The 15,166-nt window shown below is 63.9% G+C and carries 17 protein-coding genes and 1 riboswitch; of the genes, 6 read left to right on the forward strand and 11 right to left on the reverse strand.

Features of this window, described 5'->3' with window-relative positions; translation table 11 throughout:
* The 3 genes from EN738_RS16990 to EN738_RS17000 form a co-directional block, all read left to right on the forward strand.
* Positions 1-588: ASKHA domain-containing protein (locus EN738_RS16990; RefSeq protein ID WP_127284687.1), on the forward strand; the 588-nt coding region annotated here is incomplete at its 5' end.
* A 184-nt stretch (positions 589-772) separates the two neighbouring features.
* Complete coding sequence (locus tag EN738_RS16995; protein ID WP_127284688.1) at positions 773-958, forward strand: hypothetical protein; 186 nt, start codon at positions 773-775, stop codon at positions 956-958.
* A 242-nt stretch (positions 959-1,200) separates the two neighbouring features.
* On the forward strand, positions 1,201-2,148 hold the full coding sequence (locus EN738_RS17000; protein WP_127284689.1) for an alpha/beta hydrolase: 948 nt from the start codon (positions 1,201-1,203) through the stop codon (positions 2,146-2,148).
* Positions 2,149-2,174: 26 nt separating this feature from the next.
* On the opposite strand, the gene EN738_RS17005 is transcribed toward EN738_RS17000, so the two are convergent.
* Positions 2,175-3,074, reverse strand: coding sequence for a LysR substrate-binding domain-containing protein (locus EN738_RS17005; RefSeq protein ID WP_127284690.1), 900 nt, complete (start codon positions 3,072-3,074; stop codon positions 2,175-2,177).
* 208 nt (positions 3,075-3,282) lie between these two features.
* Between EN738_RS17005 and EN738_RS17010 the strand changes: the two genes are divergently transcribed.
* The 3 genes from EN738_RS17010 to EN738_RS17020 all read left to right on the forward strand — a co-directional run bounded on the left by EN738_RS17010 (position 3,283) and on the right by EN738_RS17020 (position 5,237).
* The gene (locus tag EN738_RS17010; RefSeq protein WP_127284691.1) at positions 3,283-3,468 is read left to right on the forward strand and encodes a hypothetical protein; all 186 of its coding nucleotides are present in this window, start codon (positions 3,283-3,285) and stop codon (positions 3,466-3,468) included.
* Positions 3,469-3,824: 356 nt separating this feature from the next.
* The gene (locus tag EN738_RS36770; RefSeq protein ID WP_127284692.1) at positions 3,825-3,959 is read left to right on the forward strand and encodes a hypothetical protein; all 135 of its coding nucleotides are present in this window, start codon (positions 3,825-3,827) and stop codon (positions 3,957-3,959) included.
* A 339-nt stretch (positions 3,960-4,298) separates the two neighbouring features.
* On the forward strand, positions 4,299-5,237 hold the full coding sequence (locus EN738_RS17020) for a GlxA family transcriptional regulator (RefSeq protein WP_348627112.1): 939 nt from the start codon (positions 4,299-4,301) through the stop codon (positions 5,235-5,237).
* A 64-nt stretch (positions 5,238-5,301) separates the two neighbouring features.
* Here EN738_RS17020 and EN738_RS17025 read toward each other — a convergent pair whose 3' ends face one another.
* The 10 genes from EN738_RS17025 to EN738_RS17070 all read right to left on the reverse strand — a co-directional run.
* Positions 5,302-5,649 carry a peptidase inhibitor family I36 protein gene (locus EN738_RS17025; protein WP_127284694.1) on the reverse strand — a complete coding sequence of 116 codons (348 nt, stop codon included), beginning with the start codon at positions 5,647-5,649 and terminating at the stop codon, positions 5,302-5,304.
* Between the two features lie 96 nt (positions 5,650-5,745).
* The gene (locus tag EN738_RS17030) at positions 5,746-6,591 is read right to left on the reverse strand and encodes a DUF1194 domain-containing protein (RefSeq protein ID WP_127284695.1); all 846 of its coding nucleotides are present in this window, start codon (positions 6,589-6,591) and stop codon (positions 5,746-5,748) included.
* Positions 6,592-6,671: 80 nt separating this feature from the next.
* Positions 6,672-9,233, reverse strand: a complete 2,562-nt coding sequence (locus tag EN738_RS17035) for an FAD-dependent oxidoreductase (protein WP_127284696.1) — start codon at positions 9,231-9,233, stop codon at positions 6,672-6,674.
* A gap of 158 nt (positions 9,234-9,391) precedes the next feature.
* Positions 9,392-10,150: a hydroxymethylpyrimidine/phosphomethylpyrimidine kinase gene (locus EN738_RS17040; protein ID WP_127284701.1), complete on the reverse strand. Its 759-nt coding sequence runs from the start codon at positions 10,148-10,150 to the stop codon at positions 9,392-9,394.
* Positions 10,141-10,746, reverse strand: coding sequence for a thiamine phosphate synthase (locus EN738_RS17045; RefSeq protein WP_127284697.1), 606 nt, complete (start codon positions 10,744-10,746; stop codon positions 10,141-10,143). Before EN738_RS17045 ends, EN738_RS17040 begins: the two co-directional genes overlap by 10 nt.
* Positions 10,743-11,516 carry a thiazole synthase gene (locus tag EN738_RS17050; RefSeq protein ID WP_127284698.1) on the reverse strand — a complete coding sequence of 258 codons (774 nt, stop codon included), beginning with the start codon at positions 11,514-11,516 and terminating at the stop codon, positions 10,743-10,745. The genes EN738_RS17045 and EN738_RS17050 overlap by 4 nt, the downstream gene beginning before the upstream one ends.
* A 2-nt stretch (positions 11,517-11,518) precedes the next feature.
* Positions 11,519-11,716 (reverse strand): sulfur carrier protein ThiS, encoded by a 198-nt coding sequence (thiS, locus tag EN738_RS17055; RefSeq protein WP_095783628.1) that lies wholly within the window; start codon positions 11,714-11,716, stop codon positions 11,519-11,521.
* Complete coding sequence (thiO, locus tag EN738_RS17060) at positions 11,637-12,686, reverse strand: glycine oxidase ThiO (RefSeq protein WP_127284699.1); 1,050 nt, start codon at positions 12,684-12,686, stop codon at positions 11,637-11,639. Before thiO ends, thiS begins: the two co-directional genes overlap by 80 nt.
* Positions 12,683-14,518, reverse strand: coding sequence for a phosphomethylpyrimidine synthase ThiC (gene thiC, locus EN738_RS17065; RefSeq protein ID WP_127284700.1), 1,836 nt, complete (start codon positions 14,516-14,518; stop codon positions 12,683-12,685). The genes thiO and thiC overlap by 4 nt, the downstream gene beginning before the upstream one ends.
* Positions 14,519-14,621: 103 nt before the next feature.
* A riboswitch (TPP riboswitch) is annotated at positions 14,622-14,738 on the reverse strand.
* A 95-nt stretch (positions 14,739-14,833) separates the two neighbouring features.
* Positions 14,834-15,166: FkbM family methyltransferase (locus EN738_RS17070; RefSeq protein WP_145966865.1), on the reverse strand; the 333-nt coding region annotated here is incomplete at its 5' end.

Here is a 15,166-nt window from a genome sequence, read left to right on the forward strand (position 1 = left end):
GTCGACGGCTCGCTCGCCGCGCGTTCGCCACGCGTCGTCGCCAATGGCCGCACTTTCTCCTATGTGCTGAAGGACGGCGAACCCAGGATCACCATCACCCAGAACGACGTGCGCGCCATTCAGCTCGCTAAGGCAGCCCTTTACGCCGGCACCAAGCTGCTGATGGAAAAGCAGAACACCGAGCATGTCGACCGCATCCATTTCGCCGGCGCCTTCGGCTCCTTCATCGATCCGAAATACGCCATGGTGCTTGGCCTGATCCCGGACTGCGATCTCGACAAGGTCTCGGCAGTCGGCAACGCCGCCGGCGCCGGTGCGCGCATGGCGCTGCTCAATCGCGGCTACCGCCGCGAGATCGAGGAGACGGTAAGCCGCATCGAGAAGATCGAGACCGCGCTTGAGCCGAAATTCCAGGAGCACTTCGTCTACGCCATGGCGCTGCCGAACAAGGTCGATCCGTTCCCCAAGCTTTCGGCTGCGGTGAAATTGCCGCCGCGCAAGACGGTCAGTGAGGACGGTGTTGCCGGCGACGCCACGCCGCGCCGGCGCTCGCGCGAGGGCCATGCGGCAAGGCGCGGCCGGGAATAGTAGCCTCTCGCCGCCTCCCAAAGTCTCCCATTTTCATTTGCATGCAAATGTTTCCGGATCTCCCGATCCGGAAACCGAAACGCCGTTTTCGTGAAATCGGCTGGAAACACGCCGGGCGCATTTAGGCACCCGTCGAACGGCAGGCCGGAAATGTCTTCCCGCCGCCGCTTCCGGAGGAAACACCATGTCGATGTTCGAAAGCCTCGGCCGCTATGGGGTGGCCATCAAGCATGCGCACAGCAGGAACAAGTCGATCCGGGCTCTGAACAGTCTGCCCGTCGACATCCAGAAGGATATCGGCTGGCCGGCGTCGCCTCCGAATGATCCGCAGGCCGTGCTTTCCCAGTTGCTCCTGGGCTCGGCGCGCTGATGACCTTCGCCGACAAATGCAAGTTGCTGGCCAAGCGCCGGGGCCGTGATGCGGCTCCGGCCGCCGGCGACAACAAACTGCGCGTCGCCTTGCTGCCGCGCCGCTAGACTGGATGCAGCGGCACGGCAGGATCACACAAGCGTGTTGCACCCGGCGCAAATCTTGACATTTCCGCCCCAGACACGATCTTCGGATTAGAGGGGAATTCTCTTAGTCGGCTCCGCCGAAGTTCGTGTATCCGCATGCCCAGCTTCAAAAGCCACGTCGTTTCTTTTGTCCTCAGGCATAGCCGCAAGCAGGCCTTTTCCAGTCCGGAAAACCTGCAGCGCTGGATCGCCTATGCGCGCAAGACCGAGGATCACCATCCGCCGGCCTCGCTGCGTTCCCGCTTCGACATCGCCGAGCGCATGGTGAACGGCTTTCCCGTTTATGAGATCGCGCCAAGGACCGGCGAGCTCAAGCGCATGCTCTATCTGCATGGCGGCGCCTTTGTCTTCCAGATCACCTCCTACCATTGGGGCCTGATCGCCGAGATGGCCGAGCGGCTGGGCTTCGGCATCACCGTGCCGATCTACCCGATCGCGCCCGAGCACGACTTCCACGCCATGTTCGGCATGGTCGGCAAGGTCTACCGGCAGATGCTCGAGGAGACGGAAGCCGCGGACATCGTCTTCATGGGCGATTCCGCCGGCGGCAACATGGCCGTGGTGCTGACCATGATGGCGGCCGAGGACGCCTTGCCGCTCCCCTCGCACCACGTCCTGATTTCGCCCGGGCTCGACATGTCGCTCTCCAACCCCGAAGTGTTCGAGGCTGAGCGCAACGATCCGTGGCTTGGCATAGCCGGCGGGCTGGAGGCGATCCGGCTCTACAGCGCCGGCATCGATCGCGCGGACTGGCACATCAGCCCGCTCTACGGCGACCTTTCGGTATTGCCGAAGACGCTGCTATTGACCGGCTCGCACGACCTGCTCACCCCCGACAACCTGATCTTCGCCGAGAAGGCGCGGGCCGCCGGCGTCGAGGTGGAGGTCGTCTATGAGGAAGGTATGTTCCACGTCTGGCCGCTGATCGAGATGCCGGAGACGCGGCGCGCGCGCAACAGCATCGTTGCCTTCCTGACTGGGGAAACCAGGGCGCGGCCGGTCAAGGCTCGTGGCTGGTCGCTTGAGGGTCAGGCCGCGACCTGACCCTTACCCGGACTTGCCAGCCAAGCTCAGAACTTGCCGGTTTCCTTGAACACTTCGAAAGTAGCGCGGATATGGTCCGCGACCGCCTTCACCGGCGCACTGGCGTCCGGCGTCACCACCATGGCCAGGTTGTAGGTGCCGATATCGGGCATGCCGTCCTTCGGGCTAAGCGCGACCATCTCGTCGCCGAGGAACGATCGCGGCAGCGGCGCGACGGCGAGGTCGGCCATGATGGCGGCGCGCTGGCCGGCCGTGTGCGCGCTCATATAGGCGACGCGGTAGTTGCGGCCCTCGCGGCCGAGCGCCTCGAGGGCGCCGGCCCGCCACACGCAGCCCTCCTCCCACAGCGACACCGGCAGCGGCTCGCGCAGATGCGCGCAGCCGCCCTTGGCGCCGGCCCAGACGATCGGTTCGGTCAACAGCACCTCGGCGCCGAGCGCGCTGGTCTTGTAGGAGTTGGTGAGCAGCGTGATGTCGAGCGCTCGGTCGTCCATGCGCCGGCGCAGATTGATGCTCTGGTCGATGGTGACGTCGACGGCGATCGAGGGATGCGACTGTGCGAAGCGCTTCAGGACATGCGGCAGCACGCGTTCGCCGTAGTCGTCCGGAGAGCCCAGCCGCACCACGCCGACAATGTCGGGGATGATGAACTTCGACACCACCTCGCGGTTGATCGACAACAGCCGGCGGGCATAGCCGAGCAGCATCTCGCCGTCCGTCGTCAGCGTCACCGAGCGCGCGTCGCGCGCGAAGACGGAGCGGCCGAGGATGTCCTCTAGCTTCTTGATCTGCATGGAGACGGCCGACGGCGTACGGAAGACGGCGGTGGCGGCCGTGGTGAAGCTGCCGGTTTCGGCAATCGCCACGAAGGTGCGCAGGACATCGAGATCGAGCAGCGGCAGCGGATGATTGAGTGGGGCGTTCATCGGGATCGGCCTTCAATTTTTCTGATGCGAACGATCATTCCATTTCGTTTGATTGAACATCAGTTTGGGAGGATAGTCAACTCCATCGAAGCAGGCTGTTGCCACAAACAGCCATCAAACGACCCCGGCACGGACCTGCATTCGACAGAAATGAAGCTGAAACAGACTGCCGCCGGGCAACTCCCGGCCCAACGCAAAGGAGAATGAAATGTCCATCCTTTCCTCCATCGGCCGGCTTGCGACCGAATTCACCGCGGCCCGCGCCCGTTACCAGACCGAACGCGCCATCCATGCGCTGCCGATCGAACTGCAGAAGGATATCGGCTGGCCGGAAGCCGCCGATGCCAGGACCGGTGCTCGCCACGGTGTCGGATCCTGGGCTGGAGCAAAGTAAATCGTGTGTATCAAAACCTAAAGGCCTGCCCGGCGGACCCAGCCCGGCAGGCCTCTCTATTTTGTCCAACCGCCTGTTTTGTTTGCATTCAAATGATTTTTCCGAGCCATGCTACGGCTGCATGACGCATATGAACCAATCGCATAACGCTGCTTTTTCGATTTAACGCGTTGTAAACAATCGTAAATCCTGGGCACATTGCCCAAAAATGTCGCAATTGGTGTCGCTTTTCATAACAAGCGCTTCGCTTTTGCGATTTCGTTTTCGTTCGCACAAGCCTATATCAACGCCGCAAACGAGCTGCCCCACTCCATCACGCGAAGGCGACCCGTCTGAGCAACCGAATGGAGATGATTATGAAGCTTCTTGCCCGCCTGTTCCACCGCCGCGAAATGAACCTGACGACCGCGCTCGAGCGCCAGCGCCTTTCGAAGACCATGCCCGGCCAGACCGGCGCCCTGGCCGCCGCGCGCCTCGGTTTCGTCGCCTGATATTGAGACTTTAGCGCGGCGCCTCCCAGCCGACGCTGTGAAGTTGACCTCCCCGCCGCTTCGGCAAGACCGAAGCGGCGTTTCTTTGCCCAGGGGCCGTTCTGCCCGCTCCGGTAGCACATCGGGGCCCATTCCCCAGGCGATTGCCCATTTGCGACCCATGTCGCAAATTTAATTGTCCCAAACCTCTCTAGGCGATTGACAGGAATGGTTTTTCCTGATGTCGCTATGCTATTCGCGACATCCTGTTCGCGTCATGGCCGCGTGAGGTTTCCCGTGAATGCCGTAAAGCACCCGATCAAGAGATCGTTTGTATTTTTCCTCGTCCCCGACTTCACCATGATCGCCTTCGCGACGGCGCTCGATCCGTTGCGCTCGGCCAACCGCATGCTTGGCTACGAGGCCTATAGCTGGCGCCTGGCGAGTATCGACGGCAAGCCTGTGCGCGCCTCGAACGGCGTCGAATGCGCCGTCAACACCTCGCTTGAGGAGGAGCGCAGGAAAATGGCCGGACCGGACCGGCCGAACATGGCCATCGTCTGCAGCGGCGTCAATGTCGAGCGCTACCAGAACAAGTCGGCCTTCGCCTGGCTGCGCGAGGAATACAATCGCGGCGTCGCCGTCGGCGGGTTGTGCACGGGCGCGCATATCCTTGCCGCCGCCGGCCTGTTGTCCAACAAGCGCTGTGCCATCCATTGGGAGAATCTGCCCGGCTTTTCCGAGGCCTTCCCCAAGGCCAACGTCTTTGCCGACCTGTTCGAGATCGACCAGAACATCTACACCTGCGCCGGCGGCACCGCCGCGCTCGACATGATGCTGAAGCTGATCGGCGACGATTTCGACGAGAGCCTCGTCAACCGCGTCTGCGAGCAGGTGCTGACCGACCGCGTGCGCAGCCCGACCGACCGCCAGCGCCTGCCGCTGCGCGCCCGCCTCGGCGTGCAGAATTCCAAGGTTCTGACCATCATCGAACTGATGGAAGCGAACCTCTCCGAGCCGCTGTCGCTGATCGAGATCGCCGACCATGTCGATCTCTCGCGCCGACAGATCGAGCGCCTGTTCCGCACCGAGATGGGCCGTTCGCCCGCCCGCTACTACCTGGAGATCCGGCTCGACCGCGCCCGCCATCTCTTGATCCAGTCGTCGATGCCGGTGGTCGAGGTGGCGGTGGCCTGCGGCTTCGTCTCCGCCTCGCATTTCTCCAAATGCTACCGCGAGCTCTATGCCCGCTCGCCGCAGCAGGAACGCGTCGACCGCAAGCAGCTGCTGGCGGCCTGACCCTCATAGGTGTCCAAAAAAGGCTAGATCGCTGGAGCGGCTTCCCGCTCCAGCTGGGATAGTTTTAGTACCTCTCGCCGCAGTAGCATTCGGCCGATGAGATGCGATCGTTCCAGCCGGTATTGCTGAAATCGCGGACCCTGCGATTGAGCTCGATCGACCGACCTCGCATCCTCGTATCCGAATAGGCGACGAGGGTGCAGCCGCGGCTCACGATCACCGAGGAGACGCGATCGTTCCAGAACTGGCCGCCACGAAAGCTCACCGAATCGTCCGCTCCCAATTCCAGCGCGCGGCCGCGAAAATTCGAGTGCTCGAACATGATGCAGCCCGCATCGCCGTAATACTGAGCACTGGCGCTGCCGGCGCAAAACACCGATGCGGCCGCCATCAGGATTGCGACAGATTTCATGGGACGTCTCCTCGTTTGCGCATGGAAGCCGTATGATCGGCACGGCGCGACGACTTTGCATGGCCGACACCGGACAGGCAAGCCGGGGCATGACAACTAGCGGCTGTCGAACATCCAGCTGCGGTCGCGCCACATTTTCTCGCCGACCTGACAATCCACGATCGGCTTGTCCTGGGCGAGCACCATCGGCGGATCAGCTGCCTCATCGGCCGCCCGTTGCGGCGAACCTGGACCGGCAAGCTCCAGCACCAGCTTGCGGCGGATCGCTTCCGGAAACTGCGTCCAGTCGTTGACCGGGATCATGAAGGCGCCGGGACCACCGATGACGCAGTCGCTGTAATAGCGGTCGAGATCATTGACGTCGTAGGCGCCGGTGAAGCCGCCGCGCGTCATCAACGGCAGCCCGTTGATGGTGATGCCCTGGCTCACCACGATATCCCGCGCGAGGTTGACGGGCGCCCCCTGGTTGTTGGGCCCGTCGCCGGAAATGTCGATGACGCGCTTGACGCCCTGAAAGCCGCTTTCGGCGAAAAGATCGCTGCCGAATTCCAGCGCGCCGGAAATCGAGGTGCGCCTGGCGCTGTCCGGCGGGTGGGCGTTGAGCTGCTCGACCACGCGCTCGGCATCGGCCCGGTTGGCGATCGCCGTCCACGGCACGATGACCCGCTGCCAGTTGCTGCCCGCCCATTCGACATAGGTGACGGCGATCTTGCCATAGGCGCCGTCGGCAATCGCCTTGAGCACCAGATCGTGCGTCAGCGCCGCCGCGTAGCCATGGCGCTGGATCTCGAGCTCTTCAGGCGACATCGACAACGAGACGTCGACGGCAAGCACCAGCTCGATGTCGACGGATTCCGCGGAGGATGCGGGCGTCGCGCAAAGTGCCGACGCCAGCGCGGCGCAGAACGGAAGGAGATGTCTTGCACTGGCAAAAGCAGACATGCCGCGACGGTAAGCGAGAATCGCGGCCGGACAAAGCGAAAAGCCCGGCGGGGGCCGGGCTTCTCGTGCGCTTGGAAAACTCAGCTGCGCGGCTTCAGACTCTCCGGATCGTAGAGCGGCTTGTAGCCGACGCCGGCAACCTCGACCGGATAGGTCTCGCCGAAATACTCGACCTGCAGCTTGCGCCCTTCCTGGGCGTAGGCCCAGGGCAGATAGGCAAGCGCGATGTTCTTGCCGATGGTCGGGCCGTAGGCGACCGAGGTGGTGAAGGAGCGGCGGCCGAGTTCGTCGACCAGCGTCTCGCCGGTCGCGGGGTCCAGCACCGGCATGGTGCCGACCGGATAGCGCGCGACGCCGTTCGCATCGATGTTGTCGGTCATCACCAGCGTGCACAGCATCGCCGGCTGATGCTCGCGGGCGCGATACTCCACATGCTTGGCCTTGCCGCAGAAATCGTTCTCCTTGACCTTCGGACGTGCAAGGTCGGCCTCGAGCAGATTGTACTCGGTCAACAGGTCGGCGTTCTGCAGCCGCAGGCTCTTTTCCATGCGGCGCGTGTTGGCATAGGTCTCGACGCCGAACGGCATGACGCCGGTCGAACGCAGCGCGTCCCAGACGGCGAGGCCATCCTCGTAGCGCATGTGCAGTTCCCAACCCTGCTCGCCGACATAGGAGATGCGGAACGCCGTCACATCCTTGCCGCCGATCCGGATCGGCTTGATCGCGGCGAAGGGGAAATTCTCCGGCGTCAGCCCGTTCGGATCCTCGACCACCTTCTGCAGAGTGGTGCGCGCGTTCGGGCCCCAGATGCCGATGGTGACGTATTTTTCGGTCACGTCGGTGACGGTGACGTCGAAGCCCTTGTCCTGCGCGGTGCGCTGCATGTAGCGGAAGTCGCGCGGACCGGCGTCGGCGCCGTCGATCACACGGCAGCGGTCGGCCATGCGGATGACGGTGAAGTCGGCGCGCACCATGCCTTCCTCGTCGAGGAAGTGGGTGTAGATGCCCTTGCCGATGTTGTTGTCGCCGCCGATCTTGGCCGCGCACAGCCATTCGAGCAGCGCGACATGGTCGGGCCCTTCGACGTCATACATCGAGAAATGCGACAGGTTGACGATACCGCAATCCTCGCTCATCGCCAGATGCTCGGCATTGGAGACGCGCCAGAAGTGGCGGTTGTCCCATTCGTTCTGGCGCACCGGCACGCGGTTGCCGTATTTCTCCAGCAGATACTCGTTGGCGGCATAACCGTGGGCGCGCTCCCAGCCGCCGAGTTCCATGAAATAGCCGCCGAGTTCCTTCTCGCGCTCCCAGAACGGCGAGCGGCGTATGTTGCGGCCCTTCGAGAACGGCTCGCGCGGATGCACAGCCGGATTGTAGACCTTCATCGCCGTCTCGGTGCAGCGCTCCCAGATGAACTCTTCCTTCGTCTGGTGCGGGTAGAAGCGCGCATAGTCGATTGCGTGATGGTCGATCGAGGTGCGGCCGTCGGTCATCCAGTCGGCGATCAGCTTGCCCATGCCGGGGCCGTCCTTGACCCAGATGGCGACGGCGTACCACAGGCCCCTCACCTTCTGGCTCTCGCCCATCGATGGGCCGCCGTCGGTGGTCACCTGCAGCAGGCCGTTGAAGGAATGGCTCTCATTGTAGCCGAGCTCGCCCAAGATCGGCGTCAGCTCCATGGCGCGTTCCAGCGGCGCCAGGATCTGCTCCATGTCGAGATCGCGCTGCGACGGCGACAGCCGCGCCTGGTCCTTTTCGAGCAGGTCGCGCGGGTGGCAGAGACGCGGATTGTTCTCTTCGTAATAGCCCCACTCGATCTGCCCGCCCTCGGCGGTCTTGGGATCGCCGGTGTCACGCATATAGGCCGAATTGCCCTGGTCGCGCAGCAGTGGCCAGCCGATCTCCTTGCCGGTGCCGGCGAACTCGTTGTAGGGGCCGAAGAAGGTCAGCGGATGGTCGATCGGCATCACCGGCAGGTCCTCGCCGACCAGCGCCGCGGTCAAACGGCCCCAGATGCCGGTGCAGACGACCACATAGTCGGCCATGATCGTTCCGCGCTCGGTCACCACGCCCTTGATGCGCCCGTTCTCGACGATCAGCGACTTGGCCGAGGTGTTGGCGAAAGACTGGAGCTTGCCGGAGGCCACACCCTGGTCGACGAGCTTGCCGGCGACCGTCTGCGAGCGCGGAATGACCAGGCCGGCATCCGGATCCCACAAGCCGCCCTGCACCATGCTCTCTTCGATCAGCGGAAACTTTTCCTTGATCTCGGCCGGCTCGATCAGCCGCGCCCGGGTGCCGAAGGATTTGGCCGAAGCGATCTTGCGCTTGATCTCCGCCATGCGGCTGTCGTCGCCGACGCGCGCGACTTCGAGGCCGCCAATGCGCGCGTAATGGCCCATCTTCTCGTAAAAATCGATCGAATAGAGCGTTGTCCAGCAGGACAGGAAGTCATGGCTGGTCGTGTAGCAGAAGTCGGACGCGTGCGCCGTCGAGCCGATATCGGTCGGGATGCCGGACTTGTCGATGCCGACAATGTCGTCCCATCCGCGCTCGATCAGGTGATGGGCGATGGAAGCGCCCACGATCCCGCCCAGCCCGACGATGACGACCTTCGCCTTTTCCGGAAACCCTGCCATTGCCCGTGACTCCAAAGTGGTAAAGCGGGCGGACTATAGGGCGGAGCGGTGTCGCGATTGAAGCCTGTTTGCGACATTACGAAAAGACCGAGCGACCCTGACGACCGAACATGCTTCCTTCGGACGCCACAGGCGAGGATTTTTGCCATGCGACGGAGTCAGTCGGACCGCTCCATGAGCTTCTGGAAGACAAGCTGCTTACCTTCGCGCACGCTGTCTTCAAGCGGCTTCGCCTTCGCCAGATGCGCGGCGATCGCGCTGGCCAGCATGCATCCCGTCCCACGCATCGATGCTGCAAGGCGTGGTGTGTCGAAGCGGAGTGGTTCTTGGTTCGAGCGCAACAGAATGTCGGTCGATCGCGGTCCCGATGCATGACCGCCCTTGATCAGCAGGGCCTGCGCACCTGCGCCGAGCAATTCCTGACCCTGCCTGATCGCGCCATCCTCGTCGGTTGCGCGTTCCGCCGGGACAAGAAGCGCCAGCTCGATGAGATTGGGCGTGACCAAGCGGCAAAGCGGCATCAGGTCATGCTTCATCGCCGCGACCGCGTCAGCTTCCAGCAGCGCCCGGCCTGAGGTGGAGGCCAACACCGGATCGAGTATTGCCGGCACCCGAGGACTTTCGCGCAGCACGGCCGCAACGGCCACGACGGTCTCGGCAGTCGCCAGCATGCCGATCTTGATGGCGACCACCTCGTTGGCCTGCAGCGCGGCGCGCATCTGGTCGGCCACCAGGCGTGGCGATGAGCGGTGTATTTGCGCCACGCTTTCTTGCGTCTGTACTGTCAGCGCGGTCACGGCCAGGCAGGTGCGCACGCCAAGCGAAGAGATCGTCTCGATATCGCGTGCAAGTCCGGCACCCCCGCTGGAGTCGGATCCGGCAATGACAAGGACGTGCGGTTCTTGCCTCAGCGCCATCGCTCCGTCTTTGCGATCCATTCCCGCGTGCGCGCCTCGGGATCGGCATTCAATGTGATGTCAGTCACAACCGCCGCGCTGTCGGCGCCAGCCGCAAAGACATTGTCGAGCCGGTCAGGGTTGAGGCCGCCGATGGCGACCAAGGGGATTGGCGCGACCCGGCGCTTCCACTCGCCGATCCGCTCCAGCCCTTGCGGCACCCATTTCATCTTCTTCAGGATGGTGGCATAGACGGGACCGAGCGCGATGTAGTCGGGCTTGGCGGCGATGGCCGTTTCCAGTTCGGCATGATTGTGCGTGCTGAGCCCGAGCCTCATACCGGCTGCGCGTATCGCCGAGAGGTCGGCGGTCTGCAGATCCTCCTGGCCGAGATGGATGAAGTCGCAACCTTCCTCGATTGCCAGTTGCCAGTGGTCGTTGACGATGAGCTGGCATTGGTGCTCGGCACACAAGGCTTTCGCCTTGCGGATTTCGGCGCGCAGTCCGGCCTCGTCCATAGCCTTGATGCGCAACTGAACCAACCTGACGCCGAGGGGCGCCAACCGTTCGATCCACGCGGCGCAATCGACGATCAGGTAGAAGGGATCGAGCTTCATACGAAAACCGCCCTGCCGAATGTCGGCGTCGACGGCATCGCGACCTCGCGCGGTTCGAGCATTCCCGAGCGGAACGCCTCATGGCCGGCTTCCACCGCCTTGCCGAATGCGCGCGCCATGCCGACCGGGTCGGCAGCCTTGGCGACCGCCGTATTCAGCAGCACCGCATCGAAGCCGAGTTCCATCACGGTCGCGGCATGTGATGGCCGGCCCAATCCCGCGTCGACGATCAGCGGGATGCCAGGGAAATGTGCGCGCATCGATCGCAGCGCCGGGATGTTGACCGGCCCCAGCGCCGAACCGATGGGCGCGCACCACGGCATCAGGACCTTGCAGCCCGCCTCAAGCAGCCGTTCGGCGACGACGAGGTCGTCGGTGGTGTAGGGGAATACCGAAAAGCCGTCCTCGCTGAGGATGCGCGCCGCCTCGACCAGGCCGAACACATCCGGCTGCAGCGTGTCGTGGTTGCCAATCACTTCCAGCTTGATCCAGTTCGTGCCGAACACTTCGCGTGCCATCTTCGCGGTCGTGACCGCTTCCTTGACGGAATGGCAGCCGGCGGTGTTGGGCAGGATTTTCGTGCCAAGCGTGCTGATCAGCGCCCAGAATTTCTCGCCGGCTTTGCCGCCCGCCATCTCCCGCCGCAAGGAGACGGTCAGCACCGATGTGCCCGACGCCGTAACCGCATCGGCAAGGATGGCTGGCGACGGATATTGCGCCGTTCCGAGAAGCAGACGAGAGGGAAGCGTCGTCCCGAAAAGCTCCAGCATCGCTAGCCTCCCTGCATGGGCGAGAGGATTTCGATCCGGTCGCCGTCGCTCAAATGGAATTCCGCCCGATGGGCTTTGTGCACGAGGTCGCTGTTGACGGCCGTTGCCAGCCAATCGCCCTCATAGTCGAGCGCCGCAAGCAGCGCCGCCAGGGTTGTCGCCGTGATCTCGAGCGCTTCGCCGTTCACGATCAGTTTCATGTGTAGACTCCACAGGTTCGTGCTGCCTGAAGACAATTTCGGCTGCTTGCCGTGCCATGGCAGGCGCCAGAAGAAAGCCATGACGATAGAGGCCGTTGATCCTGACGGTGTCGCCGCTGGTTTCGACGCGCGGCAGGTTGTCTGGAAAGGCCGGGCGAACGCCGACGCCGGTCTCAAGGACCTCCGCCTCGCCAAAGGCCGGATGGAGCGCGCAGGCAGCGCTGAGCAACTCCATGATCGAACGGGCCGTGATCGATCCCCCGGACTGGCTTTCGATCATCGTCGCACCGATCATGAAACGGTGGTCGGCGCGCGGCACGATGTAGAGCGGAAAGCGCGGATGAAGCAGCCGGACCGGCCGCGACAGCGAGACGTCGGGCGCACGCAGGATCAGCATCTCGCCGCGCACGCCGCGCAGCCTGTCGTCGACAGCGGCCATTCCCGTGCAGTCGATCCGGCGATCGAAACCGCACACCTGCCTGATATCGGCGCCGAAGTGGAATGCGGCGCCCATGGCCGCGAGCCGGTCATGAAGTTTCGCCATCGCCTGGCGCGGGTCGAGGTGGGCCTCGTCGGGGAAGAGCAGCCCACGACGGAAGCGGCCGGCAAGGTCGGGCTCGAGGCGCGCGACTTGGTCTTCATCGACACGCCGGTGACCCGTCGTGCGGCTGGCGAAGCGGTCGAGCTCGCCCGCATCGCGCGGCGCGGCCACGACCAGCGTTCCGGCCCGCGTCACCTGGCCGGGCGTCGCCGCATCCCACCAGTCGGCGGCGTCGCGTCCGAGATCGAGCACCGGCTGCTCGGCGCTTTCACGCTCGCACCAGGGCGCCAGCATGCCGCCGGCGAACCACGACGCATTGCCGCCAAGGCCGGGCCTTGTCTCCGCAACCGTCACAGTCGCGCCGCGGATGGCGAGCTCGAAGGCGGCGGTGAGGCCGGCGACGCCGGCCCCATTGACCAGCACCTTCATGACGGCTCACGCCCCTGTGGTATGAGCGGTGCGCCGATCTCGTCCGCCGGCACATAGAGATCGCCGCCCTCACGGTATTTCAGCGCCATCGCCGCCATGCCTTCTTTCTGTGCCTCGGCCCGGATGTCGTGGGAAATGCGCATGGAGCAGAATTTCGGCCCGCACATCGAGCAGAAATGCGCCAGCTTGTGCGCCTCCTTGGGCAAGGTCTCGTCGTGGAACGAGCGCGCCGTTTCGGGGTCGAGCGACAGGTTGAACTGGTCTTCCCAGCGGAACTCGAACCGCGCGCGGGAAAGAGCATCGTCCCTGACCTTCGCCGCAGGGTGGCCCTTGGCGAGATCCGCGGCGTGTGCGGCGATCTTATAGGTGATCACGCCGGTCTTGACGTCATTACGGTCGGGCAGGCCGAGATGCTCCTTCGGCGTGACGTAGCAGAGCATTGCCGTGCCGAACCAGCCGATCATGGCAGCACCTATGCCGGAGGTGATGTGATCGTAGCCCGGCGCGATGTCCGTGGTGAGCGGCCCCAGCGTATAGAACGGCGCCTCGCCGCAGACGGCGAGCTGCTTGTCCATGTTCTGCTTGATCTTGTGCATCGGCACATGACCGGGCCCCTCGATCATCACCTGGCAGTCCTTGGCCCAGGCGATCTGAGTCAGTTCGCCTAGCGTTTCCAGCTCGGCGAACTGCGCGGCGTCGTTGGCGTCGGCGATCGAGCCCGGACGAAGGCCGTCGCCTAGTGAGAACGACACGTCGTAGGCACGGCAGATGTCGCAGATCTCGGCGAAGTGTTCGTAGAGGAAGCTCTCCCGGTGATGGTGCAGGCACCATTTGGCCATGATCGAGCCACCGCGCGAGACGATCCCGGTCACCCGGTCGACGGTCAGCGGGATATAGTGCAGCCGCACGCCGGCGTGGATGGTGAAATAGTCTACGCCCTGCTCGGCCTGCTCGATCAGCGTGTCGCGGTACACCTCCCAGGTCAGGTCCTCGGCGATGCCGCCCACCTTTTCCAGCGCCTGGTAAAGCGGCACCGTGCCGATCGGCACAGGCGCATTGCGCACGATCCATTCGCGAATGTTGTGGATGTTGCGGCCCGTCGACAGGTCCATCACCGTGTCGGCGCCCCAGCGGATCGCCCACACCATCTTCTCGACCTCTTCGGCCATCGACGAGGTGACGGCGGAGTTGCCGATATTGGCGTTGATCTTGACCAGGAAATTGCGCCCGATGATCATCGGCTCGCTCTCGGGATGATTGATGTTGGCGGGAATGATCGCCCGTCCGCGCGCCACCTCGTCGCGCACGAATTCCGGCGTCACGAAGTCGGGGATTGCCGCGCCGAAGGCTTCTCCGTCGCGCTCGAGCTTGCCGCGCAGGGCCTCGCGGCCCAGATTCTCGCGGATCGCGACGAACTCCATCTCGGGCGTGATGATGCCGGCGCGCGCATAGGCAAGCTGGGTCACCGCCTTGCCGGCTTTCGCCCGCAGCGGGCGATTGCGGATCGGAAATTCCGGCGTCAGGCGCTCGCCTGTCGCGAACCCGTTGTCTTCCGGCCGTACATGGCGGCCGTCATAGGCTTCGACATCGCCGCGTGCTGTAACCCATTCGTGGCGAAGCCGGGCAAGGCCCTTTTCGATGTTGGTTTCGACAGCCGGGTCGGTATAGGCGCCGGATGGATCGTAAACGGTAACGGGCGGCTCGCCGGCCGTCGGATGGACAGAGATCTCGCGCATCGGCACTTTGATCTGGGGGTGGAGGCTGCCTTGCTTGTGGATCTTGCGCGAGGCGGGCAACGGCCCCGTCGACACGGTGGGGGTAAGGGCATTCATCTTGAGGCTCCTTTGCTCATGCATTGGAGACCCAGTTCTGTGCCGGAAGGATGAAAAGACGCTTTGGTCGCCCTGCCGAAACAGGACCTCGGGCATAGACTCCCGCAAAGCGCTTGCACCGTCCCTACGCCAGTATGAACTGGATCAGGTTCAACGGGTCACTGCGCCGCGAAAGCCAGCAGTATCTCAGCCCCTTGCCGGGACTCCCCTGGTGATTGCCTCAGGTTGGACGGGCCGGCGCCGCTTTGTCAAGCCGTGTTCGGCCGGCGCGGCGGCGGGAGAGACTTGCCCTTGTGGACGGGAGGTCGGCGAAACTCAGGCGAAAGCCCAGACGTCCTCGGCCTGGAAGCCGACCTGGTAGCCAGCGGTCTTCAGCTTGACCACCACCTGGCCGATCTCGGCCGCCGGCAGCGCGCCGACTTCGATCTTGATCATGCCGGGACGGTAGCGCTTGAGGTCGAGCTGCTCGAACACCATCCAGTCGGCGCCCTCGCAATCGACGAGGAAGGCGTCGATATAGGCAATGCCGTTGCGGTCGAGCAGCGTCTGCAGTGTCTCCGACGGCACCTCGATGTCCTTGAGGTGCGGCGCGAACTTGTTGAAGTTGGCGTCCGCCTCGCCCCAGGCGTTCTTGCCCGACATCAGATT

It is taken from the genome of Mesorhizobium sp. M4B.F.Ca.ET.017.02.2.1, from assembly GCF_003998955.1.
Lineage (GTDB): Bacteria > Pseudomonadota > Alphaproteobacteria > Rhizobiales > Rhizobiaceae > Mesorhizobium > Mesorhizobium abyssinicae.